This is a genomic window from Microbacterium sp. LMI1x-1-1.1 (assembly GCF_040676205.1).
Lineage (GTDB): Bacteria > Actinomycetota > Actinomycetes > Actinomycetales > Microbacteriaceae > Microbacterium > Microbacterium aquilitoris.
Genome location: NZ_JBEGHM010000001.1, coordinates 1,350,120 through 1,376,840, shown reverse-complemented (window position 1 = coordinate 1,376,840; position 26,721 = coordinate 1,350,120). Strand labels below are relative to the sequence as shown.

Annotated in this window: 25 protein-coding genes and 1 tRNA gene; 8 read left to right on the top strand and 18 right to left on the bottom strand. The window is 69.7% G+C overall.

Going from position 1 to position 26,721, the window contains the following annotated elements; translation table 11 throughout:
- Positions 1-62: 62 nt before the first annotated feature.
- From MRBLMI1x_RS06690 to MRBLMI1x_RS06650, 9 genes are all read right to left on the bottom strand, one after another.
- Complete coding sequence (locus tag MRBLMI1x_RS06690; RefSeq protein ID WP_363457431.1) at positions 63-1,616, bottom strand: alpha/beta hydrolase; 1,554 nt, start codon at positions 1,614-1,616, stop codon at positions 63-65.
- Positions 1,613-2,767 (bottom strand): DNA polymerase III subunit delta', encoded by a 1,155-nt coding sequence (locus tag MRBLMI1x_RS06685; protein WP_018187058.1) that lies wholly within the window; start codon positions 2,765-2,767, stop codon positions 1,613-1,615. The genes MRBLMI1x_RS06690 and MRBLMI1x_RS06685 overlap by 4 nt, the downstream gene beginning before the upstream one ends.
- Before the next feature lie 30 nt (positions 2,768-2,797).
- Entirely contained in the window at positions 2,798-3,433 is a 636-nt protein-coding gene (tmk, locus tag MRBLMI1x_RS06680; RefSeq protein ID WP_363457428.1) for a dTMP kinase, read from the bottom strand.
- Positions 3,430-6,093, bottom strand: a complete 2,664-nt coding sequence (gene topA / locus MRBLMI1x_RS06675; RefSeq protein ID WP_363457425.1) for a type I DNA topoisomerase — start codon at positions 6,091-6,093, stop codon at positions 3,430-3,432. The genes tmk and topA overlap by 4 nt, the downstream gene beginning before the upstream one ends.
- A 77-nt stretch (positions 6,094-6,170) precedes the next feature.
- Positions 6,171-6,497 carry an Rv3654c family TadE-like protein gene (locus tag MRBLMI1x_RS06670; protein WP_363457422.1) on the bottom strand — a complete coding sequence of 109 codons (327 nt, stop codon included), beginning with the start codon at positions 6,495-6,497 and terminating at the stop codon, positions 6,171-6,173.
- Positions 6,497-6,835, bottom strand: a complete 339-nt coding sequence (locus MRBLMI1x_RS06665) for a TadE family type IV pilus minor pilin (RefSeq protein WP_414685566.1) — start codon at positions 6,833-6,835, stop codon at positions 6,497-6,499. Before MRBLMI1x_RS06665 ends, MRBLMI1x_RS06670 begins: the two co-directional genes overlap by 1 nt.
- Positions 6,832-7,035, bottom strand: a complete 204-nt coding sequence (locus tag MRBLMI1x_RS06660; RefSeq protein WP_018187053.1) for a DUF4244 domain-containing protein — start codon at positions 7,033-7,035, stop codon at positions 6,832-6,834. The genes MRBLMI1x_RS06665 and MRBLMI1x_RS06660 overlap by 4 nt, the downstream gene beginning before the upstream one ends.
- Before the next feature lie 39 nt (positions 7,036-7,074).
- The gene (locus MRBLMI1x_RS06655) at positions 7,075-7,968 is read right to left on the bottom strand and encodes a type II secretion system F family protein (protein ID WP_363457415.1); all 894 of its coding nucleotides are present in this window, start codon (positions 7,966-7,968) and stop codon (positions 7,075-7,077) included.
- Positions 7,965-8,954 (bottom strand): TadA family conjugal transfer-associated ATPase, encoded by a 990-nt coding sequence (locus MRBLMI1x_RS06650; RefSeq protein WP_020098194.1) that lies wholly within the window; start codon positions 8,952-8,954, stop codon positions 7,965-7,967. Before MRBLMI1x_RS06650 ends, MRBLMI1x_RS06655 begins: the two co-directional genes overlap by 4 nt.
- A gap of 368 nt (positions 8,955-9,322) precedes the next feature.
- On the opposite strand from MRBLMI1x_RS06650, the gene acs reads away from it, so the two are divergent.
- Positions 9,323-11,293 carry an acetate--CoA ligase gene (acs, locus tag MRBLMI1x_RS06645; RefSeq protein ID WP_363457412.1) on the top strand — a complete coding sequence of 657 codons (1,971 nt, stop codon included), beginning with the start codon at positions 9,323-9,325 and terminating at the stop codon, positions 11,291-11,293.
- Positions 11,294-11,299: 6 nt separating this feature from the next.
- Here acs and MRBLMI1x_RS06640 read toward each other — a convergent pair whose 3' ends face one another.
- The 3 genes from MRBLMI1x_RS06640 to MRBLMI1x_RS06630 form a co-directional block, all read right to left on the bottom strand.
- Positions 11,300-12,277, bottom strand: a complete 978-nt coding sequence (locus tag MRBLMI1x_RS06640; protein WP_363457409.1) for a nuclear transport factor 2 family protein — start codon at positions 12,275-12,277, stop codon at positions 11,300-11,302.
- A gap of 74 nt (positions 12,278-12,351) precedes the next feature.
- The gene (locus MRBLMI1x_RS06635) at positions 12,352-12,819 is read right to left on the bottom strand and encodes a RidA family protein (RefSeq protein WP_116228306.1); all 468 of its coding nucleotides are present in this window, start codon (positions 12,817-12,819) and stop codon (positions 12,352-12,354) included.
- Positions 12,819-13,037, bottom strand: a complete 219-nt coding sequence (locus MRBLMI1x_RS06630; protein WP_018187046.1) for a DUF4177 domain-containing protein — start codon at positions 13,035-13,037, stop codon at positions 12,819-12,821. The genes MRBLMI1x_RS06635 and MRBLMI1x_RS06630 overlap by 1 nt, the downstream gene beginning before the upstream one ends.
- 97 nt (positions 13,038-13,134) lie before the next feature.
- On the opposite strand from MRBLMI1x_RS06630, the gene MRBLMI1x_RS06625 reads away from it, so the two are divergent.
- From MRBLMI1x_RS06625 to MRBLMI1x_RS06610, 4 genes are all read left to right on the top strand, one after another.
- Entirely contained in the window at positions 13,135-15,774 is a 2,640-nt protein-coding gene (locus MRBLMI1x_RS06625; protein ID WP_363457405.1) for a transglycosylase domain-containing protein, read from the top strand.
- Entirely contained in the window at positions 15,771-16,730 is a 960-nt protein-coding gene (locus tag MRBLMI1x_RS06620; protein ID WP_363457402.1) for a metallophosphoesterase, read from the top strand. The genes MRBLMI1x_RS06625 and MRBLMI1x_RS06620 overlap by 4 nt, the downstream gene beginning before the upstream one ends.
- Positions 16,731-16,746: 16 nt before the next feature.
- Positions 16,747-16,820, top strand: a tRNA-Pro gene (locus tag MRBLMI1x_RS06615).
- 86 nt (positions 16,821-16,906) lie between these two features.
- Positions 16,907-17,662 (top strand): HAD-IIB family hydrolase, encoded by a 756-nt coding sequence (locus MRBLMI1x_RS06610; protein ID WP_363457399.1) that lies wholly within the window; start codon positions 16,907-16,909, stop codon positions 17,660-17,662.
- A gap of 3 nt (positions 17,663-17,665) precedes the next feature.
- Here MRBLMI1x_RS06610 and MRBLMI1x_RS06605 read toward each other — a convergent pair whose 3' ends face one another.
- From MRBLMI1x_RS06605 to sigJ, 4 genes are all read right to left on the bottom strand, one after another.
- A complete protein-coding gene (locus MRBLMI1x_RS06605; RefSeq protein ID WP_018187042.1) occupies positions 17,666-18,304 on the bottom strand; it encodes a thymidine kinase in 639 nt (212 codons plus the stop codon).
- Positions 18,305-18,313: 9 nt separating this feature from the next.
- Positions 18,314-19,864, bottom strand: a complete 1,551-nt coding sequence (locus MRBLMI1x_RS06600) for a malate:quinone oxidoreductase (protein WP_336123275.1) — start codon at positions 19,862-19,864, stop codon at positions 18,314-18,316.
- A gap of 132 nt (positions 19,865-19,996) precedes the next feature.
- Positions 19,997-21,067 carry an aspartate-semialdehyde dehydrogenase gene (locus MRBLMI1x_RS06595; protein ID WP_018187040.1) on the bottom strand — a complete coding sequence of 357 codons (1,071 nt, stop codon included), beginning with the start codon at positions 21,065-21,067 and terminating at the stop codon, positions 19,997-19,999.
- A gap of 123 nt (positions 21,068-21,190) precedes the next feature.
- A complete protein-coding gene (gene sigJ, locus MRBLMI1x_RS06590; protein ID WP_256335362.1) occupies positions 21,191-22,096 on the bottom strand; it encodes an RNA polymerase sigma factor SigJ in 906 nt (301 codons plus the stop codon).
- 52 nt (positions 22,097-22,148) lie between these two features.
- Between sigJ and MRBLMI1x_RS06585 the strand changes: the two genes are divergently transcribed.
- Positions 22,149-22,892 carry an SDR family oxidoreductase gene (locus tag MRBLMI1x_RS06585; protein WP_020098185.1) on the top strand — a complete coding sequence of 248 codons (744 nt, stop codon included), beginning with the start codon at positions 22,149-22,151 and terminating at the stop codon, positions 22,890-22,892.
- 4 nt (positions 22,893-22,896) lie between these two features.
- On the opposite strand, the gene MRBLMI1x_RS06580 is transcribed toward MRBLMI1x_RS06585, so the two are convergent.
- Positions 22,897-24,183, bottom strand: coding sequence for an aspartate kinase (locus MRBLMI1x_RS06580; protein ID WP_018187037.1), 1,287 nt, complete (start codon positions 24,181-24,183; stop codon positions 22,897-22,899).
- A gap of 132 nt (positions 24,184-24,315) precedes the next feature.
- Between MRBLMI1x_RS06580 and MRBLMI1x_RS06575 the strand changes: the two genes are divergently transcribed.
- Both MRBLMI1x_RS06575 and MRBLMI1x_RS06570 read left to right on the top strand, forming a co-directional pair.
- Entirely contained in the window at positions 24,316-25,707 is a 1,392-nt protein-coding gene (locus MRBLMI1x_RS06575) for a threonine/serine ThrE exporter family protein (protein WP_020098184.1), read from the top strand.
- A 19-nt stretch (positions 25,708-25,726) separates the two neighbouring features.
- The gene (locus tag MRBLMI1x_RS06570) at positions 25,727-26,125 is read left to right on the top strand and encodes a DMP19 family protein (RefSeq protein ID WP_116228298.1); all 399 of its coding nucleotides are present in this window, start codon (positions 25,727-25,729) and stop codon (positions 26,123-26,125) included.
- A 2-nt stretch (positions 26,126-26,127) separates the two neighbouring features.
- On the opposite strand, the gene recR is transcribed toward MRBLMI1x_RS06570, so the two are convergent.
- Complete coding sequence (gene recR, locus MRBLMI1x_RS06565; RefSeq protein WP_018187034.1) at positions 26,128-26,721, bottom strand: recombination mediator RecR; 594 nt, start codon at positions 26,719-26,721, stop codon at positions 26,128-26,130.

Below are 26,721 nucleotides of genomic sequence, written 5' to 3'. Positions count from 1 at the left end.
CGCTCGCGCGTTGCACGATCATCGATCCTACAGGGTCTGAAGCGATGCTGCGAACGCAGGGATCAACCGGCCTCGCAGCGCACGTCACCGTCGGGCACCGTGCCCTCGTCGAAGTACGCGACGACCGTGTCGTCGATGCAGGCGTTGCCCTTGTTGAAACCGGTGTGCCCCTCCCCCACACGGGTGAGCAGGATGCCGGAGCTCAGCTGCTTCGCGAGCGCAGCCGACCACTCGTACGGCGTCGCGGGGTCGTTCGTCGTCCCGATCACGAGGATCGGCGCGGCACCGTCGGCGTGGATCTCGTTCCGGGTCCCGGTCGGCGGGTACGGCCAGGCGTCGCAGAGGTCGACGTCCGACGTCCAGTACGGCGCGAAGGTCGGCGCGTCCTTCGCCACCTCCGCGTTCGCCGCCGCGACGACGTCGTCGGAGTCCGGCGGGTAGTCCATGCAGTTGTAGGCCGAGAAGGCCTCGGTGGAGTTGTCGAGGTACCGCCCGTCGTAGCGGTTGTAGTACCGGTCGACGAGCTCGAACATCTCGTCGGCGTCACCCTGCAGGACCGCGGCGAGGGCCGATGAGAGCGTGCTCCAGTTCCCCTCGCTGTAGAGCGCCGACACGATGCCCATCACGAGGGCGTCCGAACCGAGCTTCCGTCCATCGGTCGCCGTCAGCGGTGCGGCGTCGACGGCGGCCAGTGCGTCGGAGAGCTGCTGCTGGGCGTTCGCGACCGGTCCGTCGAACGGGCAGTCGGATCCCTCGATGCAATTCTTCAAGAAGGCGTCGAGGGCGGACTGGAAGCCGACGGCCTGCCGCGCCCCGACGACCGCGCCGGGGATGGAGGGGTCCAGACCGCCGTCGAGGACGACGCGACCGACGTTCTCGGGGAACAGCTCAGCGTAGGTCGCGCCGAGGAACGACCCGTAGGAGTACCCGAGGTAGGCGAGCTTCTCATCGCCGAGGACCCCGCGCAGCAGGTCGAGGTCCCGGGCGGCGTTCTGAGTCGTGACGTAGGGCAGCAGGCCGTCGCTGTTGACGTCGCAGGCGCGGGCGAAGGACCCGGCCGACGCGCGCTGCTCGGCGGATCGCTCCGGCGTACCCCGGGGGGCCGCCGGGATGTCGAAGAGGTAGTGGTCCATGGCCGTGGCGTCGAAGCAGCGCACGGGCGTCGACCGTCCGACGCCTCGCGGGTCGAACCCAACGACGTCGTAGCTGTCCAGCAGATCGCTGCCGACGGCGAACTCTGCCGCCTGCTGGACCAGGTCGACACCGCTCGCTCCGGGGCCGCCGGGGTTCACGAACAGCGATCCCTTCGACGTCCCGCCCGAGGCGAGGCGCACGATGATGGACAGCTGGATGTCGCCGCCGTCCGCGTCCGTCCAGTCCCGGGGAGCCGTCACGGAGGCGCAGTAATAGTCACCCTCGCCGATCCCCCGGCACTTCTCCCAGTCGACCTTCTGCCCGTAGTACTCCTCGAAGCCGGCCGGAGCCCCCTGCGTGATCGGGGTCCGGTCGGGACCGGGGCGAGCGGGAGCGGTGGGCGTGCACGCCGCGAGCAGTGCCGCGACCGCCCCGGTGGCGAGGAGAACGGATGCCGCACGGCACCAGAACCCGCGGGTCACTGCGGGCGCCCCGTCGCGACCGTGATGAGCATGCTCTCGAGGGCGAGTGCAGGGGCGGCGTTGCCCTGCAGGTTCGTGCGTGTCAGCGCGATGGCGTCGAGCACCGTCAGGGTGTGCTGCGGTGTCCAGGCGGCGGCCATGGCGTCGATCTCCGGTGTCAGTTCGCGGTTGATGAGGTCGGTGTCCCGACCGAACTGGCGCATGAGGGTGTCGCGATAGAGGGATTCGAGATCGGTGAGCACCCGATCGATCCCGTCGCGCAGGCTGCGCGTGGCGCGCCGCTTCTGCTCGTCCTCCAATGCGCTCACCTGGCTCCGGACGGCGGGGGGGACGGCGCCTCCGGGCGCGACCCCCAACGTCCGCAGGAGGGCCTCGCGCTCCCCCTCGTCACGGGTCGCCGTCAGCGCCTTGGCGTCATCGGTCGCGGACTGAACGATCGAGGCGGCCACCTCGACGGCGTCGCCGACCCCGCGCACGCGGAGGACTCCCCGGAGGGTTCGATCGCGACGCTCGCGGGACGCGGCATCCGTCGCCAGCCGCTGCGCCATGCCGATGTGGCGCTGGGCGAGCCGCGCGGACTGCTCCGCGATCGCCTCGTCGACGCCTGTGCGCTGGACGATCAGCCGCGCGACGTCGGCGACGTCGGGCTCGCGCAGCCGAAGGATGCGCACCCGCGAGCGGATCGTGGGGAGGAGGTCGGCGTCGCTCGGCGCGCAGAGGATCCAGACGGTCTGCTCGGGCGGCTCTTCGAGGGCCTTGAGGAGGACGTTGCTCGTGCGCTCGACCATGCGGTCGGCGTCTTCCATGACCATGACGCGGTACCGGCCGAGGGAGGGCGAGAAGTACGAGCGCTCGACGAGCGAGCGGGCGTCCTTGATCGAGATGATGACGCCTTCGGTGCGGAGCGCCGCCAGGTCGGGGTGCGTGCGCGCCATGACCTGGCGCATCGCGTTCTCGTCGCCGGGCTCGGCGATGAGCGCCGCGGCGAAGGCGTAGGCGAGGGTCGAGCGGCCCGATCCGGGCGGGCCGGTGATGAGCCACGCGTGGGCCAGCTGCGACGGATCGGATGCCGCGGCCCGCAGCTGAGCGACGGCCTCGTCCTGGCCCCAGACCTCGCCCCACGGGAGCGTGTCGACGGTGGTGGAGGTCATGCGGTTCAGCCTACGAGGTGCCGGCGACGCTCAGGACGAGGGTGTGGACAGCCGCTCGGACACCCGCGTCCGGATGGCGTCGGCGATCTCGTCGATCGGCTGCGTGGCGTCGACGACGAGGAAGCGCTTCGGCTCGGCATCCGCCAACGCGAGGAAGGCGGCGCGGACCCGCTCGTGGAACGCGCTCTTCTCGGCTTCGAGTCGGTCGAAGGGCTTGTCGGCGGCATCCAATCGTTCCCGCGCGGTCGCCGGGTCGACGTCGAGGAGGACGGTGACGTCGGGCAGCGCACCTTCGGCGGCCCACAGCGACAGGTCGCGGATCTCGCCGCCGTCCAGCACCCTTCCGGCACCCTGGTAGGCGACGGAGCTGTCGAGGTAGCGGTCCTGGATGACGACCTCGCCGCGCTCGAGCGCGGGCCGCACGAGCGTCGCGACGTGGTGCGCCCGGTCGGCCGCGTAGAGGAGTGCTTCGGCGCGCGGGGCGATGTCGCCGCGGTGGTGCAGCACGATGTCGCGGATGAGCACGCCGACCTCGGTGCCGCCGGGTTCGCGTGTGCAGACGACGCTGCGACCCTGCTCACGGAGCCACCGCTCCAGCAGGGTCGCCTGCGTCGTCTTACCCGAGCCGTCGCCACCTTCGAGGGTGATCCAGAGCCCGGAGGTCACTTCTTCTTCGCCGCCGGCTTGCGTGCGGCGGGCTTGCGGGTCGTGCGCTTGGGCGCCGGCCCCTTCGCCCGCTTCTCGGCCAGCATCTGCACGGCGACCTCGAAGGTGATGTCGTCCGCCGTCTGCCCACGCGGGATCGTGACGTTGGTGGTCCCGTCGGTGACGTAGGCGCCGAAGCGGCCGTCCTTGATGCGGATCGGCTTGCCGCTGACCGGATCGGCCTCGAACTCCTTGATGGAGGTAGCGGCGCGGTTCGCGTACTTGGGCTGCGAGTAGATCTCGAGGGCCTGCTCGAGCGTGATGTCGAAGATCATGTCCTCGCTGGCGATGCTCCGCGAGTCGGTGCCCTTCTTGATGTAGGGACCGTACGGGCCGTTCTGCGCCGTGATGACGGTGCCCGACTCGGGGTCGGTGCCGACTTCGCGCGGAAGCGACAGGAGCTTCAGCGCCGTCTCGAGATCGATCGTCTCGGGCGACATGCTCTTGAACAGTGACGCGCGCTTGGGCTTGGGTGCGACGACCTTCTTCGCACCGCGCTTGGGCTTGACCTCCTCGGCCGGCGCCTCCTCTTCGGGGAGGACCTCTTCGAGGTAGGGGCCGAAGCGGCCGTCCTTGATGACGACGTCGCGCCCGTTCTCGGGGTTCTGTCCGAGGACGCGGTCGCCGCCGACCGGCGCGTCGATCAGCTCTCGCGCCTTCTCCGGGGTGAGCTCATCGGGCGCGAGATCCTCGGGCACGTTGATGCGGCGCGGGGTCTCGGGGTCATCGCCCGGCACCTCGAGGTACGGCCCGTACCGACCGAACCGCAGGACCGCGACGTCGCCGATCTTCGTCGAGTTGATCTCGCGTGCGTCGATGTCGCCGAGGTTGTCGACGATGTTGCGCAGACCCACGTGGTCCTTCGAACCGAAGTAGAACTCGCGCAGCCACGCGGCGCGGTTCTGTTCTCCGCGGGCGATGGAGTCGAGGTCGTCCTCGAGCGCGGCCGTGAAGTCGTAGTCGACGAGGTCGGCGAAGTGCTCTTCCAGCAGGCGCACGATGCTGAAGGCGAGCCAGCTGGGCACGAGTGCCTGGCCGCGCTTGGACACGTACCCGCGGTCGAGGATCACGTCGATGATGCTCGCGAAGGTCGACGGACGACCGATGCCGTGCTCCTCGAGCGCCTTCACGAGCGATGCCTCGGTGTAGCGCGGCTTGGGGCTCGTCGCGTGCCCCTTCGGCTCGACGTCGGTCAGCGTCAGAGCATCGCCGACGGCGAGCGACGGCAGCGACTGGTCGTCGGCGCGGTCGTTGTCGCTGCGCTTCTCGTCGCGGCCCTCTTCGTAGGCCTCGAGGAACCCCTTGAAGGTGTAGACGGTGCCGGATGCCGTGAACGTCGCCGTCTTGCCGGCGGCATCCGCGTCGATCGTCACGGTCGTGGTCTCGTACTTCGCGTCGGCCATCTGGCTGGCGACTGTGCGCTTCCAGATGAGCTCGTACAGGCGGAGTTCGTCGCGGTCGAGGCCGGAGGTGACCTCCTTGGGCGTCCGGAAGGTGTCACCCGAGGGACGGATCGCCTCGTGTGCCTCCTGCGCGTTCTTGGCGTTGTTGCGGTAGCTGCGCGGGTTCGCGGGCACGGCCTTGTCGCCGTAGAGCGCGACCGCCTGGGTGCGCGCAGCGGTGACCGCCTGCGCCGACAGAGCGGTCGAGTCGGTGCGCATGTAGGTGATGTAGCCCTTCTCGTAGAGCCGCTGCGCGACGCCCATGGCGTGCTTGGCGCTCATCGAGAGCTTGCGACCGGCCTCCTGCTGGAGGGTCGAGGTCGTGAACGGCGGCTTCGGGCTGCGCGTGCCGGGCTTGGCCTCGACGCTGACGACGGATGCCGCGCCCGACGCCTCGAGCGCTGCCGCCAGCTCGCGCGCCTGGTCCTCGGTGAGGACGACGACGGCCTTCTTCAGCGAGCCGGTGTCGTCGAAGTCGGTGCCGCGGGCCAGCGGTGCGCCGTCGAGACGGGCGAGCCGGATGGCGAAGGCATCCGATCCCTTGACGGCGGTGGAGTCGACGTCCCAGTACGAGGCGGAGACGAACGCCATGCGCTCGCGTTCCCGCTCGACGACCATGCGGGTGGCGGCGGACTGGACGCGGCCGGCGCTCGTGCCCTGGCCGACCTTGCGGCGGGTGACGTCGGAGACGTCCCAGCCGTAGAGGCGGTCGAGGATGCGTCGGGTCTCCTGGGCATCCACGAGGGCGTGGTCGAGCTCACGGGTGTTCTTCACCGCGGCCTGGATGGCGTCCTTCGTGATCTCGTGGAAGACCATCCGCTTGACGGGGACCTTGGGCTTCAGGGTCTCGAGGAGGTGCCATGCAATGGCTTCGCCCTCGCGGTCCTCATCAGTGGCGAGGAGGAGTTCGTCGGCGTTCTTCAGGGCTCGCTTGAGCTCGGTGACCGTCTTCTTGCCGCGGTCGCTCTCCACATAAAGAGGAGTGAAGTCGTTCTCGATGTCGATGGAGTACTTCCCGACGGAGGTCTTCTTCAGATCCGCGGGGATGTCCTTCTTGTCGGCGAGGTCGCGGATGTGTCCGACCGAACTCATGACTTCGTAACCGTCACCCAGGTATCCCTGGATCGAGCGCATCTTCGTCGGAGACTCGACGATGACGAGCTTCTTGCCCTGTGCCACGTGGCGTCCTTTCTTCGTTGCACACCATACACACCGAGTTGTCAAGAGCGCGCTGAGAGCCCCGCCGTCCCGAGCCCTCAGGGCGACCCGGGTGGTGGCCCCGCGCGGGCACGCGCCCGCGCGTTCAGGGGGCCGACGTCGATCGAGACCTCCACGGTCGCGATGAGTCCGTCGATCCGACACGCGGTGAGCGACGCGCCGTTCCTCGCCGCGACGTCAGCCGCACTCACGCACGGTTCTCCCGGCACGAGTCCCGACGCCGTGTCTGCGGCGGCGAGGGCCGCGGCGTCGGCCGCTCCCGCCGCCCGCGCCGAGGATGCCGCGGCCGCTCCGGCGGCGACGAAGCCGACGGCCAGGGTGGCCGTGACCGCCAGGACCCCGACGGTCGTCGCAGCGCCCGCCATCAGTCGATCTCCGGGGCGGCGAGCGCGCACGAGGATGCGCGGAGGTCGGGCAATGGCAGCGGCACTCCCGGCGCGGCGGAGAGGTCCGCGCACACGAGATCACCCTCGCGGCGAATCGTGACGGCCGCGCCCGAGGCGAGGGCGGATGCCGCAGCCCGCACCCGCTCGGCGGGCTCCTCGCGGGCGGCGTACCGCGCAGCCTGGGCCGCGGCGTGCTCCAGCCGCACCTGCCGAGCCCCCACCGACAACGCGGAGACCGCCAGAACGATGACGAGGACGACGGCGGGGACCGTCACGGCGAACTCCGCCGCAACCGATCCCCGCTCGTCCCGCCTCATGAGACGGTGAGGGCGCGCCGGACCAGGTCGGTGAGGATGCCGCGCACCTCGTCCGAGCGCATGATGATCACCAGCAGCCCGGCGAAGGCGACGGCCGCCATCGTCGCGATGGCGTACTCCGCTGTCGCGGCGCCGGACTCGTCGGCGAACAGGTCGGCCGCGCGGCGGCGGGTCAGGGTGGGCAGGTCGTGGGATGTCATGATCTCCTCCGGTGTTTTGGGTGATGGGCACGTCTGGGCTCACAGCGTGAGCGGGGTCGAGGTGAGGACCGAGAGCAGCATCGGACCGACGCCGAGCAGCAGGAACGCCGGCAGGGTGCACACTCCGAGCGGAAGCAGGAGCCGTCCAGAGAGGGATGCCGCCCGCAGCCGCCCGTCGGTGCGCGCCGCCTGGCGGCGGGACGCGGCATCCGCTCGCAGCAGTTCGACGGCGGGCGCGCCCGCGGATCGGGAGAGGGCGAGGACAGAGGTGGTCCCAGCGGTGGGTTCGAGACCCGAGGCCGCCGCGACGACCTCGAGCGCCCGCGGGATCGAGACGCCGCCCGACAGGGCGATCGCAATCACCTCGGCATCGAGTCCGGGGATCTCGTCACCGGGCTGCGCCCGTGCGACCAGTGCACGCGTCCACCGATGGGTGAGGAACATGAGCAGTCCCCCCGCGACGAGGCACACGGCGCCCGGCGGGGTGGCCAGGACTGAGAACGGGTCGAACCCCAGGGCGGCGCCGAGGCCGAGGGCCACGAGAGGGAGCCACGAGATGAGCCGCGCGGTCGTCTGCGGTTCGGCGAGAGCGGTGCGGACGTCGTCGCGCGCCTGATGAGCGTCGCGGAGCGCCTCGGCGAGACCTCGGAGACTCATCGCCAGCGGGGCTCCGACGACCGTCGCCACCTGCCAGGCGACGCCGATCTGCTGCCACATGCCGCCGCGCTCGGCGAGGGCGGATGCGGCTGATCCCCCGGCATCCAGTCGTTCGCACACCGCCGCGGCCGTCTCGTCACCGGCGTGGGCGAGGTGGCGCCAGGCGGCGGCCGGCGCGATGCCGGCCTGCAGGAGGACGGCGAGGCGCTGGACGACGCCGGCGACCCCCGCTGCGTCGGACGCAGCGCTGGCCTGGGCGGCTTTCCGCGCGTTCATGCGACGGCCTCGATGCCGAGGCGGTCGTCGCGCACGACGGGGCGCGCGATCCCCGTCACGCGGCGCACTCCGTCGCGTCCGCGCTCGATGTGGACGACGGCTCCGATCGCGCTGGCCGTCTGGCGCGCGAGCGCTCGATCATCCATCCCGGCGAGCGCACCCAACGCCTCCAGGCGGGCCGGGACCTCGGCGAGCCCGCTCGCATGCACCGTCCCCGCGCCGCCGTCGTGACCGGTGTTCAAGGCGGTGAGGAGCTCGCGGACCTCCTCACCCCGGCACTCACCCACCACGAGTCGGTCGGGCCGCATCCGCAGGGCTTCGCGCAACAGACGCCCGAGCGCGATCGCCCCGACGCCTTCGAGGTTGGCCTGCCGGGCTTCGAGACGCACGTGGTGCGGGTGGGCGATCCGGAGCTCCGCGACATCCTCGATCGTGACAATCCGCTCCGACACGGGAACGCGTCCGAGCAGTGCGGCGAGCAGCGTCGTCTTCCCGGCGCCGGTGGCTCCCGTGACGAGGACGTTGGCACGCTGGTCGACGAGCCGTTCGAGTCGGGCGCCCATCGCCGCGTCGAACGCGCCGCGGCGACCGAGGTCGTCGAGATCGGGCATTCCGGTACCCGGGAGGCGGATCGAGATCGTCGCCCCCGTGCACGAGATGGGCGGCAGGACCGCGTGGACCCGCACGCCGTGCTCCCAACGCACGTCCGCACAGGGCGTCGCGTCGTCGAGGTGGCGGCCCCCGAGCGCGATGAGCCCGACGGCGAGCTCACGCACGGCTTCTTCATCGAGCGCCCAGTCCGGGATGCGCTCCGGTCCGCCGCCCCGGTCGACGTAGAGGCCGTCGGTGCCGTTGACGAAGACGTCCGTGACGCCGGGGTCGGCGAGGTACCGGCGCAACGGTGCGACCACCGGATGCCGCGGCACCGGTCGCGGCATCGCGGCGACTCCGGTGCCTCGAGGGGCGGCGATGAACGGATGCGGCATGCCCGGAACGCTAGGCGGACGCCTCCGGCCCCGGACCTTCGACGTCGCCGGGCGTGGACGGAACGACGGTGTGAACGCGTGTGCAGAAAGCGACGACCGCGACCGTGAGGGAAAAGAGAAGGGCGGCACCCATTGGGGGAAAGGGTGCCGCCCACGCAACCGCGCTTCAGGGGGGATCAGCGCGATCGCGAAACCGAATCGATGTTCGGGCGATAACGATCTTACGCTCATCCTGGCTGGGATTGTGCCGCACACATGCCCAGCGCGCCGCACCCACTATCGGCGGTAGTCGCGCTCCTTGAGCCGAACCTAGAGTTGCCGCATCGCCGCACGAGGCCAACGACGGCCTGCACGCAAAGGAGCGCCGCATGAGCAGCCAGATCGACCACCTCCTGAACGAGACCCGACGGTTCGCGCCGTCCGCGGACTTCGCTGCCGCAGCGAATGCGCATGCGGACCTCTACGAGGCCGCCGCGGATCGCGAGGCGTTCTGGGCGGAGCAGGCCCGCAACCTCCACTGGCACACTCCCTTCACGCGCACGCTCGACTGGTCGAACCCGCCCTTCGCGACCTGGTTCGAGGACGGCGAACTCAACGTGGCGTACAACTGCCTCGACCGCCACGTCGAGGCGGGCCTCGGCGACCGTGTCGCCCTGCTGTGGGAGGGTGAGCCCGGCGACGAGCGTCGCGTCACCTACGCCGAGCTCACGGACGAGGTGAAGCGTCTGGCCAACGTGCTGACCGACCTCGGCATCGACGCCGGCGACCGGGTCGCCATCTACCTGCCGATGATCCCCGAAGCCGTCGCCGCCATGCTGGCCGTCGCGCGCATCGGCGCCATCCACTCCGTCGTCTTCGGCGGGTTCTCGGCCGACAGCCTGCGCTCCCGGATCGACGACGCCGGCGCGAAGCTCGTCATCACGAGCGACGGCGGGTACCGCAAAGGCAAGGCATCCCCACTCAAGCCGGCCGTCGACCAGGCACTCGGCGACCGCGGACACGGACCGCAGGAGACCGTCGAGCACGTCCTCGTCGTCAAGCGCACCGGCACCGAGGTGAACTGGGAGGACGGACGCGACCTGTGGTGGCACGATCTCGTGCCGGCGGCATCCGCTGATCATGTCGCGCAGCCGTTCCCGGCGGAGAACCCCCTCTTCATCCTCTACACCTCGGGGACGACGGGGAAGCCGAAGGGCATCCTGCACACGAGCGGCGGCTACCTCACGCAGGCGGCGTTCACGAACAAGGTCGTCCACGACCTGCACCCCGAGACCGACGTCTACTGGTGCACCGCCGACATCGGGTGGATCACGGGACACACGTACGTCACGTACGGTCCGCTCGCCAACGGCGCGACGCAGGTGATCTACGAGGGCACCCCCGACACCCCGCATCCGGGTCGATGGTGGGAGATCGTGGCGAAGTACGGGGTGACGATCCTCTACACGGCGCCCACCGCCATCCGCTCCTTCATGAAACTCGGCAGGAGCATCCCCGAGCAACACGATCTGTCGTCGTTGCGCCTGCTCGGCAGCGTCGGCGAACCCATCAACCCCGAGGCGTGGATGTGGTACCGCCACGTCATCGGCGGGGATCGGACGCCCATCGTCGACACCTGGTGGCAGACCGAGACGGGCGCGATTATGGTGTCGGCGCTGCCCGGGGTGACCGAGACCAAGCCGGGCAGCGCGCAGGTGCCGCTTCCCGGCATCGGCCTCGACGTCGTCGACGATCAGGGCCAGGAGGTCGGCAACGGCAACGGCGGGCTGCTCGTGCTGACCGAACCCTGGCCGAGCATGCTGCGCGGCATCTGGGGCGACCCGGACCGCTTCAAGGAGACCTACTGGGACAAGTTCGCCGACAAGGGCTACTACTTCGCCGGTGACGGGGCGCGCCTCGACGAGGACGGCGACGTCTGGTTCCTCGGTCGCGTGGACGACGTCATGAACGTGTCGGGCCACCGCCTCTCGACGACCGAGATCGAATCCGCCCTCGTCGGCAACGAGGCCGTCGCCGAGGCGGCCGTCGTCGGAGCCTCTGACGAGACGACCGGGCAGGCGGTCGTCGCGTTCTGCGTCATCAAGGAGTCGTACATGAAGGCGAACTCCCTCGACGGGCTCGTCGACACGCTCCGCGCGTGGGTGGGCGACCAGATCGGTCCGATCGCGCGTCCGCGCGACGTCTACATCGTGACCGAGCTCCCCAAGACCCGCAGCGGCAAGATCATGCGCCGACTGCTGCGCGACGTCGCGGAAGGACGCGAGGTCGGCGACACGACGACCCTCGCCGACACCATGGTGATGTCCACGATCAAGGGGCAGGTGACGAAGAAGGACTGACCGCGCTCACCCCGCCGTGGCGGCGGGGACGACATCCCAGTGCTCGCGGATCAGTCCTCCGTCGACGCGGAAGATGTCGAGCGCGGTGTAGGGATCACCGGGCGTGGCTCCGACGGCCTGCGACAGCGTCCACACGAGGTCGCCGTCCGCCAGCGACACGGTCGACTCCGTGGGCGGGAAGGACGCACCCCCGCTGAAGAACTGCTTGAGGGCGGCCGTCCCGTTCGGGGCGACGGGATTGTGCTGCAGGTAGTTCGGATCGAACGCACGGTCGAGGATGCTGACGTCGCGGTCCTTGAACAGCGTGTCGTACGCGTCGATAGCGGACACCCGATTCTTCTCCTCCTGCGTCTCGGTGGGTGCCGGCGACGGCGTGGCGGGCTTGTAGAGATCGCTGAACATCGAGTTCGTGTTGCCGCTGGCGGCCTTGCCCTGCGTGACGGGTTGCTCGAAGGCCCAGCGCTCGACGATCTTGCCGCCGGCCAGACGGAAGACGTCGGCGGCCGCGAGCCCGGTGCGCTCATCGTCAGGGTCCGCGGTGATCTGATAGTGGACCGCGACCAGATCGCCGTCCGCGGCCGTGTGCTTGATGACGACCTGTGCGCCGGGAACGCTCTTGTGCGCCGCGGCGAACTGGGCGAGCAGGCCCGCGGGCCCCGTTTCGGCGTTCCCGCCGTGGGTCACGGCGTCCTTCGCGACGCTCACGGCAGCGGCAGCCTGAGCCTCCGCCGAGTCGGGGTCGGCGAAAGCCGCGGAGAAGAGCCGCGTGACCGCGGCCAGGTTGGTCCCCTCGGTCGCGGGGTCATCGCGGTCCGCCCGCGCACCGCCTGCGGTCGCGGATGCCGCCTGAGCGGAGGGTCCGACGTGGGGTGTGCCCGCAGCGGCCGCAGGTCCTCCTGCGGCGCACCCGGTCAGCAGAGCGGCACCGGTGAAGACGGCGGCCGTGCGGAGGAGAAGGGACGACGCGACGCGTGAGCTGGTCATGGCGACAGCGTGACGCGGGCGTCTGAGTGCACGTTCCCGACGAGGTATCAGCTCGCTGGGAAGATGCACTCGGTTCAAGAAAGCGAGAAGACGACCTCGACCTCGACGGGGCTGTCGATGGGCAGAGCCGCCACACCGACGGCGGAGCGGGCGTGTCGACCCGCGTCGCCGAAGATCTCACCGAGCACGGTGCTCGCTCCGTTGATGACGGCGGGGTGACCGGTGAACTCCGGTGCGGATGCCACGAACCCCGTCACCTTCACGACGCCGGTCAGCCGGTCGACACCGCCGACCGCGGCGGCCGCGGCGGCGATTGCGTTCAGCGCGCACTGGCGCGCGAGCGAAGCGGCCTCGTCCGCGGACACGTACCCCTCGCCGTCGCCCACCTTGCCCGTCGCGGGCATCGCGCCATCGACCATGGGGAGCTGACCGGACGTGTAGACGAGGTCGCCGTGGACCTTGGCCGGGATGTACGCGGCAAGCGGCGGGACGACGGAGCCCAGCTCGATACCCAGCTCGGCGAGGCGTGCGGTGACCGACATCAGCCCTGACCGAACTGACGAGCGGCCACAGCCGCGGCATCCAGTCCCGCGTTGGCGGAGCCGTCGCCGCCCGAGGGACGCTTGAAGTAACCGACGAGACCGCCTTCGGGGCCGGTCACCACCTGAACGAGCTCCCAGCCCTGCTTGCCCCAGTTGTTGAGGATCGCCGCGGTGTTGTGGATGAGCAGCGGCGTGGTCATGTACTCCCACGTGGTCATTCGGGTCTCCCGGAGGTCGTGACTCGCGCGCCCGGACGGGCTCGACACAGGGACGGTCACCAAGGCATCGCCCAGCAATCTCCCTTACGATCAGCCTATGCCCCACTCGAAACGTACGGCCACCGGTGTGCTCGGAGGCCTGATGGGCCTCGTCGGCTTGAGCACCGTTGCGGGTCTCCTCGTCACGGCAACGATCACCCCGGCGATCGCGGTGTCCGGGTATGCGGCGTCGAGCGCGATCGAGATGTTCGACAAGATGCCGAGCTACCTCAAGATCGAGAAGCTCATGCTTCCGACGACGATCTACGCCAAGAACGACGACGGCAAGGACGTCAAGCTCACCGAGTTCTACGACCAGAACCGCATCCCGGTGACGTTCGATCAGGTCGCCCCGGTCATGTACGACGCGATCCTCTCGAGTGAGGACAAGAACTTCTACACGCACGGCGGCATCGACCTGCTGGGCACGCTCAGCGCGCTGGCGCGCAACGCGAGCTCGGGATCAAACCGCGGTGGCTCCTCGATCACGCAGCAGTACGTCAAGAACGTCCTCCAGCAGTCGTGCGAGGCGGAAGCCGTGGGCGCTGAGCAGGTTCGCGCGTGCTACGAGGAGTCGACGGCGAACAAGGGCACGCAGGGCTACCAGCGCAAAATCCAGGAGATGCGTTACGCGATCCAGCTGGAGAAGGAGTACTCGAAGGACGAGATCCTGATCGGGTACCTCAACATCGCGCACTTCGGTGGCACCGTCTACGGCATCGGCGCCGCGGCTCGCCACTACTTCGACACGACGCCCGACAAGCTCACGGTCGCTCAGGCGGCCGTCATCGCCGGCATGGTGCAGGAGCCGAACACGCTCCGCATCGACAAGCCGGGCGGCACGCTCACTGCGAAGGACGGCTCCCCTGTCAACGGCGAGGCCGACGGCTACCGCCTGACGAAGATCCGACAGGACTACGTCCTCAACCGCCTGCTGAAAGACAACAAGATCACGAAGGCTGAGCACGACGAGGCCATCAAGGCCCCGATCACCCCGAAGCTGACGTCACGTCCCCAGGGCTGCTCGGAGGCGAAGGGCGAGGAGTTCTTCTGCGCCTACGTCACCTCGATCATCCGGACCGACCCGGCCTTCGGTGAGACGAAGGAGGACCGGCTCGCGGCGCTTCGTCGTGGTGGTCTCAGCGTCTACACGACGCTCGACACCTCTCTCCAGTCGGCCGCGAACAAGGCCATCTCCGTCGTTCCCGGAAGCGTCTCGTACATGAACCTCGGCGCATCAGGTGTGCAGGTGGAGGTCGGAACCGGCCGCGTCCTGTCGATGGTGCAGAACCGTCCGTGGAGCGACCAGGCGGACGACAAGACAACGACCCAGGTCAACTACAACGTCCCCGTCAAGAACGGTGGCGGCAGCCACTCGGCGGGTTCGACCTACAAGGTGTTCAGTCTCATCAACTGGATGCAGCAGGGCCACTCTGTCAACGAGGTACTCAACGGACGCGTCGGCGAGAAGACAGTGCTGACCGGCTGTGAGGGGGGTACGCAGGAAGTCAAGACCGGTGAGGGCAAGGGCGCGATCGGAAACTTCGAGGGGAACCGTGGTTACACCGGGACGGTCGCCCGATTCACAAAGGACTCGCTGAACTCCGGCTTCCTCACGATGGCTGAGAAGATCTCCGTCTGCAGCACCAACCGCGTCGCCGGAGACCTCGGAGTCACCCTCGGCGACGGAAAGCCGCTGGATCAGTTCAACAACCCCTACGACGTCCTCGGGTCGCAGGCCGTCGCCCCGATCGACATGGCGAACGCCTATGCGGCGATCGCCTCGAACGGCACCCTGTGCGCCGCGAAGGCCATCGATCGCGTGGTCGACGCCAACGGCGATGAGCGTCCGATCCCTGACACGAAGTGCGAGCGCAAGATCAGCGAAGACGTGGCTGCCACGGCCGCATACGTGCTGCAAAGCGTGATGAGCGCCAGCGGCACCGGAAGTGGTGCGCGGACGTTCGACGGAGTACCGATCTTCGGAAAGACGGGCATCCACCAGTTCCTGCACACGTGGATGATCGGCTCCAGCACGAAGGTGACGACAGCGGTCTGGGTCGGCAACGTGGCGGGAGACGAGCGTCTCGAGAACCACTATGAAAGCGGCTACCGCCTGTCCCGCATCCGTAACTCCATCTGGCCCGCCATGCAGCGCGCCGCCAACTCGGAGTTCGGCGGCGGCGAGTTCCCGAAGCCGGCGAGCGAACTGACCAAACGTTCGTACGCGGATCTGCCGAGTGTCGTCGGACTGGACGTCGACGCCGCTCGCCAGCGGATCGAGGACGCCGGCTTCAGCGTCAGCGTCGGCGACCCGGTGCCGTCTCCCGAGGCCGAGGGCACGATCGTCGAGCAGTCGCCCGGCGCCGGTCGTGTCGTGTCGGGAACGACCGTCACGATCAGCCCGAGTGACGGCAAGGGCGTCGTCGTCCCCGGCGTCAGCGGCAACCCGAAGGACGCCACCGCTGCGCTGAACGCAGCCGGGTTCTCGAACGTCACGCTGAGTTGTACCGACGACCCGGGCGCGCCGACGCAGGGCGTGGTGACCGGAACGGATCCCGCCGCCGGCGAAACCGTCGCACGAGACGCCGCCATCACCCTCAACTACCAGGCCAAGGCCTGCGACGGCGGGGGCGGAAACGACGGCCCGGGCAACGGTAACGGCAACGGCGGCCCCGGCAACGGCAACGGTCCGTGAGGCCCGCCGCACAGACCGCCCTCACTGCGCTCGGCGCGGTGGGGGCGGTCGGCGTCGCCGCCGGCGTCTGGGGCGTCGGCATCGAGCGCTACCTCTTCACGCTCCGCCGCCATGACCTCCACGTCCTGCCGCCGGGCAGCCCGTCGGTGACCGTCCTCCACCTGTCCGACGCGCACATGGCGCCGTGGCAGCACCGCAAGCAACGCTGGATCGCAGAGATCGCCGACACGGTGCAGCCCGACCTGGTGATCAACACGGGCGACAACCTCGGTCATCAGGACGGGCTTGGCGGCATCCGTGCGGCCTTCGCCCCCCTGCGCGGCGTGCCGGGCTTCTTCGTCCACGGGTCGAACGACAAGATCGCCCCGAGCGCCCGCAACCCCTTCAAGTACTTCGAGGGACCGTCGACGCACGTCGAATTCACGCCCTCGCTCGACACCGACGCGCTCGACGACTTCCTCACCGGACTCGGCGAGACACTGATCGACAACACGGCCGCCAGCATCCGTGTCGGCGGAGTCCGGATCAATGCGCTCGGCGTTGACGACGCCCACCGCGAGCTCGACGACCTCGACGCGGCATCGGCCGCCTTCCGCGCGCTCGGTGACGACGCGAGCGTCCGCCTCGGGGTAACGCACGCGCCCTACCAGCGGGTGCTCAACGCGTTCACGGATGCCGGTGCCGACCTGATCCTCGCCGGGCACACGCACGGCGGTCAGGTCCGCATCCCGTTCGCGAAGAAGGCCCTCGTCTCGAACTGCGACATCCCCCTCGATCAGGCCCGCGGCCTGACGCGGTGGTCGCACGATGGACGGACGGTGCCGCTCAACGTGAGCGCGGGTCTGGGCCATTCGATCTACGCCCCGGTGCGCTTCGGGTGCCGGCCAGAGGCATCCGTCCTGGTCCTCCGCGCCCGACGCGCCGACGATTCGCCCGAGGGGCGGTCGGCAGGGTAAGCTTGGAGGGTTGCCACGGGGTGTGGCGCAGCTTGGTAGCGCGCGTCGTTCGGGACGACGAGGCCGCAGGTTCAAATCCTGTCACCCCGACCGCAGAGAGGCTCCGCCGGATACCGGCGGGGCCTTTCGCATCCCTCCCCGGAGGGGCCATCTCACCTCCCTCGAAACGGAGCATCATGACCTCTCCCCGCCTCGTCGCGTTCGACCTCGACGACACGCTCGCTCCGTCGAAGACGGCCATCGATCCGCGCATGGGCGACCTGCTCCTGCGTCTCGCGGAGCGCGTCGAGGTGGCGATCATCTCGGGCGGTCAGTTGCAGCAGTTCCATACCCAGGTGGTCGACCGGCTCCCCGAGACGGATGCCGCGACCCTCGACCGTCTGCACCTCATGCCCACGTGCGGCACGCAGTACTACCGCCTCACGACGGACGGCATCGAGACGGTCTACGCGCTCTCCCTGACCGACGACGAGAAGTCCCGCGCCCTCGCCGCGGTCGAGGAAGAAGCGACGCGCCTCGGCCTCTGGGAGAGCGAGACCTGGGGTCCGATCCTCGAGGACCGGGGCTCGCAGATCACCTTCTCGGCGCTCGGTCAGTCCGCTCCCCTGGACGCCAAGACGGCGTGGGACCCCACCGGCGAGAAGAAGAACACCCTGCGCGACGCCGTGGCCGCCCGCATCCCGGACCTCGAAGTCCGTTCCGGCGGCTCGACGTCGGTCGACATCACGCACCGCGGTATCGACAAGGCCTACGGCATGCGCAAACTCGCGGAGCAGACCGGCATCCCCCTCGAGGACATGCTCTTCGTGGGCGACCGCCTCGACGAGCACGGCAACGACTACCCCGTCCTGGCCATGGGTGTGACCTGTCACGCCGTGGAGGGCTGGGAGGACACCGCCGCGTTCCTCGACGAGCTGATCCCGACCCTCTAGGCCTCAGCGCAGGCGTCCGCCCGATTCGCGCAGGTAGCAGCGCGCGCACATCGACTCGTACGTGACCCGGTCGGGCGACAGCTCGTCGATCGCGACCTGGTCGCCGTCGAAGACGAAGCGCCCGCTGACCAGGCGCGCGTTGAAGAGCGCCTTGCTGCCGCAGCGGCAGATCGTCTTGAGCTCTTCGAGGCTGTGCGCGAGTTCCATGAGTCGCGCCGACCCCGGGAAGGCCCGGGTCTGGAAGTCCGTGCGGATGCCGTAGGCGAGCACCGGGATTCCGTCGCTCACCGCGACCCGCAGGAGGTCGTCGATCTGCTCGGGCTGGAGGAACTGCGCCTCGTCCACGAGCAGGCAGGCCACGTCGGTGCGGACGTCGGGCACGAGAGCCGCCTCGGCCTCGCGCTGCACGCGACGGCGGTGCTCGGCGAACAGCTCGCGGGCGTCGTCGTCCGGACCGATGAGGAAGTCGACCGTGCGCTCGACGCCGAGCCGGCTCGAGATCTGGTCGGCACCCTTGGTGTCGATCTCGGGCTTCGCGAGAAGGACGTGCTGGCCGCGCTCCTCGTAGTTGAACGCCGCCTGCAACAGGGCCGTCGACTTACCCGAGTTCATCGCGCCGTAGCGGAAGTACAGCTTCGCCACGGGCGCGACTCAGACGTTGATCTGCAGCGCGGCTGCCGTCTTCTGCAGCACCACGTGAGCGGTGTCAGGAGCACTGTTGAGCGTCTGACCGTACGTCGGAATCAGCTCCTTCAACGTCGGCTCCCACGCGGCGAGGCGGTCAGGGAAGCAGGTCTTCAGAAGACCGAGCATGATCGACGCACCGGTGGAGGCACCCGGGGACGCACCCAGGAGGCCCGCGATCGAGCCGTCGGCGGAGCTGACGACCTCGGTGCCGAACTGCAGCACGCCGCCCTTCTTCGGGTCCTTCTTCATCACCTGCGCGCGCTGGCCGGCCTGCAGCAGCTCCCAGTCCTCGTCGCGCGCGCTCGGCATGAAGTCGCGGAGGGAGTCGACCTTCTTGCCGTGACCCTTCAACAGCTCGCTGACGAGGTACTTGATGAGGCCGGGATTGTCGATGGCGACCTTGAGCATCGGGAGGATGTTGCCCGGGCGCACCTGGGCGACGATGTCCGTCATCCGGCCGTTCTTCAGGAACTTCGGGCTGAACGTGGCGAACGGACCGAACAGGAGGGATGCCTCACCGTCGACGACGCGGGTGTCGAGGTGGGGGACAGACATGGGGGGCGCGCCGACGGAGGCCTGCGAGTAGACCTTCGCCTTGTGCTGCGCGACGAGCTCGGGCTTCGAGGTCTTCAGCCACTGGCCGCCGATCGGGAACACGCCGTAGCCCGAGATCTCGGGGATGCCGGAGCGCTGCAGGAGCTTGATGGCCCAGCCGCCCGCACCCACGAAAACGAACCGCGCCCGCACCTTCCCGGGGGTCCGGCCGACCGTCTGGCGGTAGGTGACCTCCCACGTGCCGTCTTTCTGGCGCTTGAGGTTCCGTACCTCTCGGTTGGTCTCGACATCCACGCCGGAGGCGGCGAGGTGCTCGAAGAGCTGGCGGGTGAGCGAGCCGAAGTCGACGTCGGTGCCCGCGGGGACGCGGGTGGCCGCGAACGGCTCGCCCTTGCGACGCTTCTGCATGAGCAGCGGCGCCCACTCGTTGATGACGCGCGAGTCCTCGGAGTACTCGATGCCGGCGAACAGAGGCTGCTCCTTGAGCACCTCGTAGCGCTTCTTGAGGAACGCGACATCCTTCTCGCCGCGGACGAAGGTCATGTGCGGCGTCGCGTTGATGAAGGTGGACGGCTCGTCGAGGACGCCGCGCTCGATGAGCGCGCTCCACAGCTGACGCGACTGCTGGAACTGCTCGTTGATGCCGATCGCCTTCGAGGGATCGATCGTGCCGTCGGAGGACTCGGGCGTGTAGTTCAGCTCGCAGAGGGCGGCGTGGCCCGTCCCCGCGTTGTTCCACGCGTTGGAGGACTCCTGCGCGACCTCGGAGAGGCGCTCGAAGACGCCGATCTTCCAGTCCGGCTCGAGCTGCTGCAGCAGGGTGCCGAGGGTGGCGCTCATGATGCCGCCGCCGATGAGCAGCGCGTCGTACGTCTCCGTCGGACTCACTGCGGCGGGGCTGGTCGCCGCGGCGTTCTCTGCGGCGTGATCGTCTGCTCCGGGATTGTCAGTCACGGTCATCCAGTCTACGTCGCCGCTACGGTCCGGGTCGCCGCTCGCCGCCGGTCGAGGCGGCAGGAAAGCGTGTTCTTTCCCCTGATGAAAGGCGGATGCCGGGCGCCCGACCGCGCGCGGCGGGACCCGGCATCCGTCTCAGACGCGGGCGGCCAGGTCGGCGGCGACGAGCTCGGCGATCTGGACCGCGTTGAGCGCGGCGCCCTTGCGGAGGTTGTCGTTGCTGATGAAGAGCACGAGACCCTTGCCCTCGGGCGCGGACTGGTCGGCGCGGATGCGTCCGACGAGGCTCGGGTCGGCTCCGGCCGCCGCGAGCGGGGTCGGGACGTCGGCGAGGGCGACACCCGCGGCATCCGCGAGGACCTCACGGGCACGGTCGGGCGTGATGTCCTCGGCGAACTCGGCGTGGATCGAGAGCGAGTGGCCCGTGAACACGGGGACGCGCACGCACGTGCCGGCGACACGGAGGTCGGGGAGCTCGAGGATCTTGCGGCTCTCGTTGCGGAGCTTCTTCTCCTCGTCGGTCTCGTTGTCGCCGTCCTCGACGAGGTTGCCGGCGAACGGGATGACGTTGAACGCGATGGGGGCGACGTACTTCTCCGGTGCCGGGAAGTCCACGGCGGAACCGTCGTGGACCAGGCCGATCGCCCCGCCCTGAGCGACGACCGACTCGACCTGGCCGAGGAGCTCCTCGGCGCCGGCGAGGCCGGAGCCCGAGACCGCCTGGTACGTGCTGACGGTGAGCCGGACGAGGCCCGCCTCGACGTGCAGCGGCTTCAGGACGGGCATCGCCGCCATCGTCGTGCAGTTCGGGTTGGCGATGATGCCCTTGGGCAGGTCGTGGATCGCGTGCGGGTTGACCTCGCTGACGACGAGCGGCACCTCGGGGTCCATGCGCCAGGCGCTCGAGTTGTCGATGACGACCGCGCCGGCCTCCGCGAAGCGGGGAGCGTGGGCGCGCGATCCGGTCGCCCCCGCCGAGAAGAGGGCGATCTGGATGCCGCTGGGGTCCGCCGTGGCGACGTCCTCGACGAGGATCTCCCGGCCGTCGACCACGATCGTGGAGCCCGCCGAACGTGCCGTCGCGAACAGACGCAGCTCGCGGATCGGGAAGGCGCGGTCGACGAGGATGTCGCGCATCACCGTCCCGACCTGGCCGGTGGCGCCGACGACGGCGACGGAGAATCCCGATTCGGAGAAGACGGTCATGGTGCGGTTCCTCGAGGGTGCGGCGCCGCGCGACGGGACGTCGCGGCAGGGCGCAGGAGAGCGGGTTCCGGCGATTCTACCGGCGCACCGGGTACCGCGATCCGCATGTGTCGCCGCGGGACGTCACACCCACGCGCTGAGCTTCTCGGGGTTCCGCATCATCCAGACATCGGTGATCCGCTCACCGTCGGTGGCGAAGGTGACGGCGGCGACGATGACGCCGTCGACCCGGATCGCATAACCGAGCCCGTCTCCGGTGATGGCCGGTTCGTAGGTCGCGGTCGGCTGCTTCGCCGCGAGCCCGAGAAGGAAGCGCGCGACGTGGTCTGCCCCGCGGACCGGCCGCCGCGCGGCGGACACGATCCCGCCACCGTCGGAAACCAGGACGACGTCGGGCGCGAGCACACGGACGAGGGCGTCGAGACTCCCGCTCGCACTCGCCGCCGCGAAGGCTGCGATCAGTTCGTCGTGACGACTCCGCGGGACGCCGGCCCCCGCGCGGCGTCCGACGTGACGACGAGCGGATGCCGCCAGCTGGCGGCACGCGGCCGCGGACCTCCCCAGCACCCCGGCGATCTCGGCGAACGGCACCGCGAACACCTCGTGCAGCACGAACGCCACGCGCTCGGCGGGGGTGAGCGTCTCCAGCACCAACAGCAGCGCCGTGGACACTTCCTCCGCCCCGACGACGACGGCGGCGGGGTCGCCGCTCGCCGTGCCGACCGGAATCGTCTCGGGCAGCCACTCCCCCACGTACGTCTCATGCCGGACTCGCGCGGAGCCGAGGACATCGAGACAGATCCGCCCCGTCACGCGCATGAGCCAGCCGCCGGGGTTCTCGATGGCCTCGCGCTCGCCCGCGTCCAACCGGAGCCACCGGACGTAGGCCTCCTGCGCCGCGTCCTCGGCGTCGGCCAACGTCCCGAGCATGCGGTAGGCGGCGGCGACGAGCGTACGGCGGTAGGCGTCCACGTCGCCGATCCGGCGGGTCGCGGCATCCGTCATGACGATCTCCGTCCCGGGCCTCACATTCGCGGAGGCTGCGTCGTCACCACAGTGACACACCTTCGGAAGGGACGACATGAAGATCGCAGTGGCAGGCGGGACCGGCACAGTGGGACGACTCGTGGTGGAGCGGGCACGGGAGGTGGGGCACGACGTCGCCGTCCTCTCGCGTGCCGCGGGGGTGGACCTGCGGGACCGCGCAGCCGTCGAGCGCACACTGGCGGGGGCGGATGCGCTCATCGACGTGGCGAGCGTCGGCACGACCAGCGCGGCAACGGCGACGGAGTTCTTCTCCGCGGCATCCCGCGCCCTTCTCCACGCGGCGGCGCGCACCGGGGTCGAACACGCGGTACTGCTGTCGATCGTCGGCATCGACCGGAATCCGAACGGGTATTACGCCGGCAAGGTCCTGCAGGAGCGCTTGTTCAAGGAGAGCGCGGTGCCGTGGAGCATCCTGCGGGCGACGCAGTTCCACGAGTTCGCAGGGCAGGTCGCCTCGCAGGCCCGTCTCGGGCCCGTGCAGCTGGCACCGCGGGCGCGAGCGCAACCGGTGGCCGCGGCGGCGGTCGCCGCGCGGCTCGTCGACCTCGCGGTCGCGGGCCCGCAGGGGCGGGTACCGGACCTCGCCGGTCCCCGCGAGGAACGCCTGGACCGGATGATCCGGGCCTGGATTCGCCGGGACGGATCTCGGCGGCTCGTCGTCCCGGTGAGCATCCCGGGCGCTCAGATGCGCGGCATGCGCGAGGGCCTCGCCCTGCCGGGACCGGGCGCCACCATCGCCGGGCCGAGCTTCGACGAGTGGCTCGACTCTCAGCGCTGACGCGTCAGCGACCGGTGCCGGCGTGGACGACGGCTTCGGTGTCGCCGTCGAGTCCGTAGGCGGTGTGCACGACGCGCGCCGCCTCGGCGAGGTCATCGCCTCGGACGACGACCGAGATGCGGATCTCCGAGGTCGAGATCATCTCGATGTTGACGCCCGTCGTCGACAAGGCCTCGAACAGCGTCGCCGAGACGCCCGAGTGCGTACGCATGCCGGCGCCCACGACCGAGAGCTTGCCGATCTGGTCGTCGTGGACGAGCTTGTCGAAGCCGACCGCGCTCTGCTCGACCGAGAGCGCGCGCAGCGCCGTCGACGCCTCGGCCTTGGGGAGAGTGAAGGAGATGTCGGTGCGGCCGGTCGCGGCAGCCGACACGTTCTGCACGATCATGTCGACGTTCGCGCCGGACTTGGCGACGATCTTGAAGATGTCGGCGGCCTTGCCGGGGACGTCCGGGACGCCGACGACGGTGATCTTGGCCTGGCTGAGGTCGGTGGCGACACCGGTGACGATGGGCTCTTCCATCTCTTCTCCCTCTTCGTGGTCGGGGGCGGTCATCCCCGCACCGAGAACATAGGTGCCGATGCCCGAACTGAAGGTCGAGCGGGCGTGAATCATGACGCCGTGGCGGCGGGCGAACTCGACGGCGCGGATGTAGAGCACCTTCGCCCCGTTCGCGGCCAGCTCGAGCATCTCCTCGGACGTGACGGTCGCGAGCTTGCGTGCCTTCGGCACGACGCGGGGGTCAGCCGTGAAAATGCCGTCGACGTCGCTGTAGATCTCGCAGACGTCGGCGTTCAGCGCGGCGGCGAGGGCGACGGCGGTCGTGTCGGACCCGCCGCGGCCGAGCGTCGTGATGTCGCGGGTGTCGCGACTGAACCCCTGGAAGCCCGCGACGATGACGATGGCTCCCTCGTCGAGCGCCTCGCGGACGCGAACCGGAGTGACGTCGACGATGCGCGCGGCTCCGTGGGAGCTGTCGGTGATCATCCCGGCCTGGCTGCCGGTGAACGAGCGCGCCTCGAAGCCCATCGAGTTGATCGCCATCGCCAGCAGCGCCATCGAGATCCGCTCGCCGCTGGAGAGCAGCATGTCGAGCTCGCGCGGCGCCGGCAGGGGCGAGACCTGGGAGGCCAGGTCGAGCAGCTCGTCGGTCGTGTCGCCCATCGCGCTGACGGCGACGACGACGTCGTGACCGGCACGTCGGGCGTCGACGATCCGCTTCGCGACGCGGCGGATGCTCTCGGCGTCGGCGACGGACGAACCGCCGTACTTCTGGACGATCAGGGCCATGTCGGATACTCCCGGGTGGATGCCGGGCGCAGCCGGCGGGCGGTGACGCACGCCCGCTCCCATCCTAGGGAGGACGACGTACGCGCTCGGCCATGTGACGCCCGCCGGAGCACCTCATTTAGGCTGGATGCCATGGGACGACGCCAGTTCTTCACGTCGCTGCAGGCGCTCGTCCGGTCCCCCGAGAACTCGGCGCCGCACACCGAGATGCTGCCGGTGATCGACGACGCCTTCGCTGTCGGAGTCCTCGATCTCAGCATCCGCATCGGGGAGTCGATGCTCGCCTCGGGGGCGCCCGCGAGCGAGGTCACCCTCACGATCGTGCGGGTCGCCGGCGTCTACGGACTCGACCCGGTCCACGTCGATGTCAGCTACAACTCGATCACCGTCGCGCACCACCGGAGCGGCGCCGACAAGCCGATCACGCTCATGCGCGTCGTCCGCAGCCAGGCCCCCGATCACGCCCGCCTGCAGCGACTGCAGGCCCTCGTCACCCAGATCAGGGGCGGGATGCCGGTCGAGGCCGCCCGCGCCGAGTTCCGCATCGTGCGCCGCACGCCCTTCGCCTACCACCCGCCCGTCATCATCGCCGCGCAGGCGCTCCTCGCGGTCGGCGTGGCGGTGATGTTCGGCGCCAACTGGCTCGTCATCCTCCTCTCCTTCATCGCCGCAGGAGGTGCCGCGATCACGCAGTTCCTCCTCGGCCGGGTCCACGTTCCCTTCTTCTTCAGCCAGGTCGCCGGCGCGTTCGTCCTGACGCTCATCGCCGCCGTCGCTCCGAGCCTCGAGGCGACGGGGTGGCCGGTCGCGCAGGACATCAAACCGACGGTGATCGTCGCGTCGGGCATCGTGCTGATGCTCGCGGGGCTCACCGTGGTGGGCGCCGCGCAGGACGCGATCGACGGTTTCGCCCTGACGGCGACGGGCCGCATCCTCGAGCTCATGACGCAGACCCTGGGCGTCGTCCTCGGCATCCTCGCGGGACTCGAGACCGCCCGGGTGGTCGGAGCCGGGATGGACGTCCCCAACGACTCGCTGCCGTTCGGCCCCCTTCCGCTGCAGTTCGTCGGCGCGGCTCTCATCGCCGTCTCCGTCACGATCTACAACGGAGCAGGACTGCGCGTCGTCGCGGTCAGCGTGGGCCTCAGCGTCGTCGCCTGGGCGGGGTACACCGCGGCATCCGGTCTCGGCTTCGAGACGGCGGCCGCCAGCGGCGTCGGCGCCTTCGCGGGGAGCCTCGTCGGCATTCTCGCGGCCTACCGGCTGCACGTGCCGTCGGTCGCGATCACGACGGCGGCGATCCTCCCCATGGTCCCCGGAGCCGCCGTCTTCCGCGGTCTCCTCGGCGTCGTCGAATCGGGCAGCAGCACCGCCCTGCTCCTGTCGGGGTTCACGACCCTCGCGTCGGCAGCGACGGTGGGGATCGCCCTCGCGGTCGGCGCATCGCTCGGCATCTACGTCGGTCAGCCGCTGCGCGCCTCGCTCGGCACCGTGATCCGTGCCCGGGCACGTGAGCGCTCCTGACCTCCCCTAGGCTCGCCGCATGAGCTCTGCGAGTGACGAGATCTGGAACCGTGCCGTCGACCTCGACGAGCCCATCTCCCTGCCCGGCGACCTCGCCGTCCGAAGGGTCCTCACCTTCCACGCTACGGTCCAGGGCAGCGGCTTCTGGAACGCGATCGAAGCGCACTCCGCAGATGAGGAGTTCCCGCTCGACGCCGTGGCCGAGGGCTACCGCACGCTGGGTCTCGAGCCGACCGCCGAAGCCGTCGACCGCGCCGCAGCCGAGTACGACGAAACCGCGGGCATCGGCGACGACGATGCGTGGCGCGAAGCCGAGGAGCGCGTCACCGAGGAGTACCGCATCGAGGACGAGGACATCGCAGCCGCCGTCGAGCGTACGCTCGCGCAGGAGCCGGAGCTGTTCGCCCCGACCGACTGAGCTCAGACCGCGCGGCGACCCTCGAACGCACGACCGAGGGTGACCTCGTCGGCGTACTCGAGGTCACCGCCGACCGGAAGACCCGATGCAAGCCGGGTGACGCTGATCTCGAGCGTCCGAAGCAGGCGACTGAGGTACGTCGCCGTCGCTTCGCCTTCGAGGTTGGGGTTGGTCGCGAGGATGACCTCGGTCACCGTGCCGTCGGCGAGTCGCTGCATGAGCTGCGCGATCCGCAGATCGTCGGGGCCGATGCCCGCCATCGGACTGATCGAGCCGCCGAGCACGTGATACAGCCCGTGGAACTCACGGGTGCGCTCGATCGCCGAGACGTCCTTGGCGTCCTCGACGACGCAGATGAAGGTGCGGTCGCGGCGCGGGTCGCGGCAGATCGAGCACTGGGTCTGCTCGGAGACGTTGCCGCAGATCTCGCAGAACCGCACCCGTTCGCGGAGCTCGGACAACAGCTGCGCCAGTCGGGACACGTCGAAGGACGGGGTCTGCAGGATGTGGAACGCGATGCGCTGCGCCGACTTCGGTCCGATGCCGGGGAGGCGTCCGAACTCGTCGATCAGGTCTTGGACGATGCCGTCGTACAT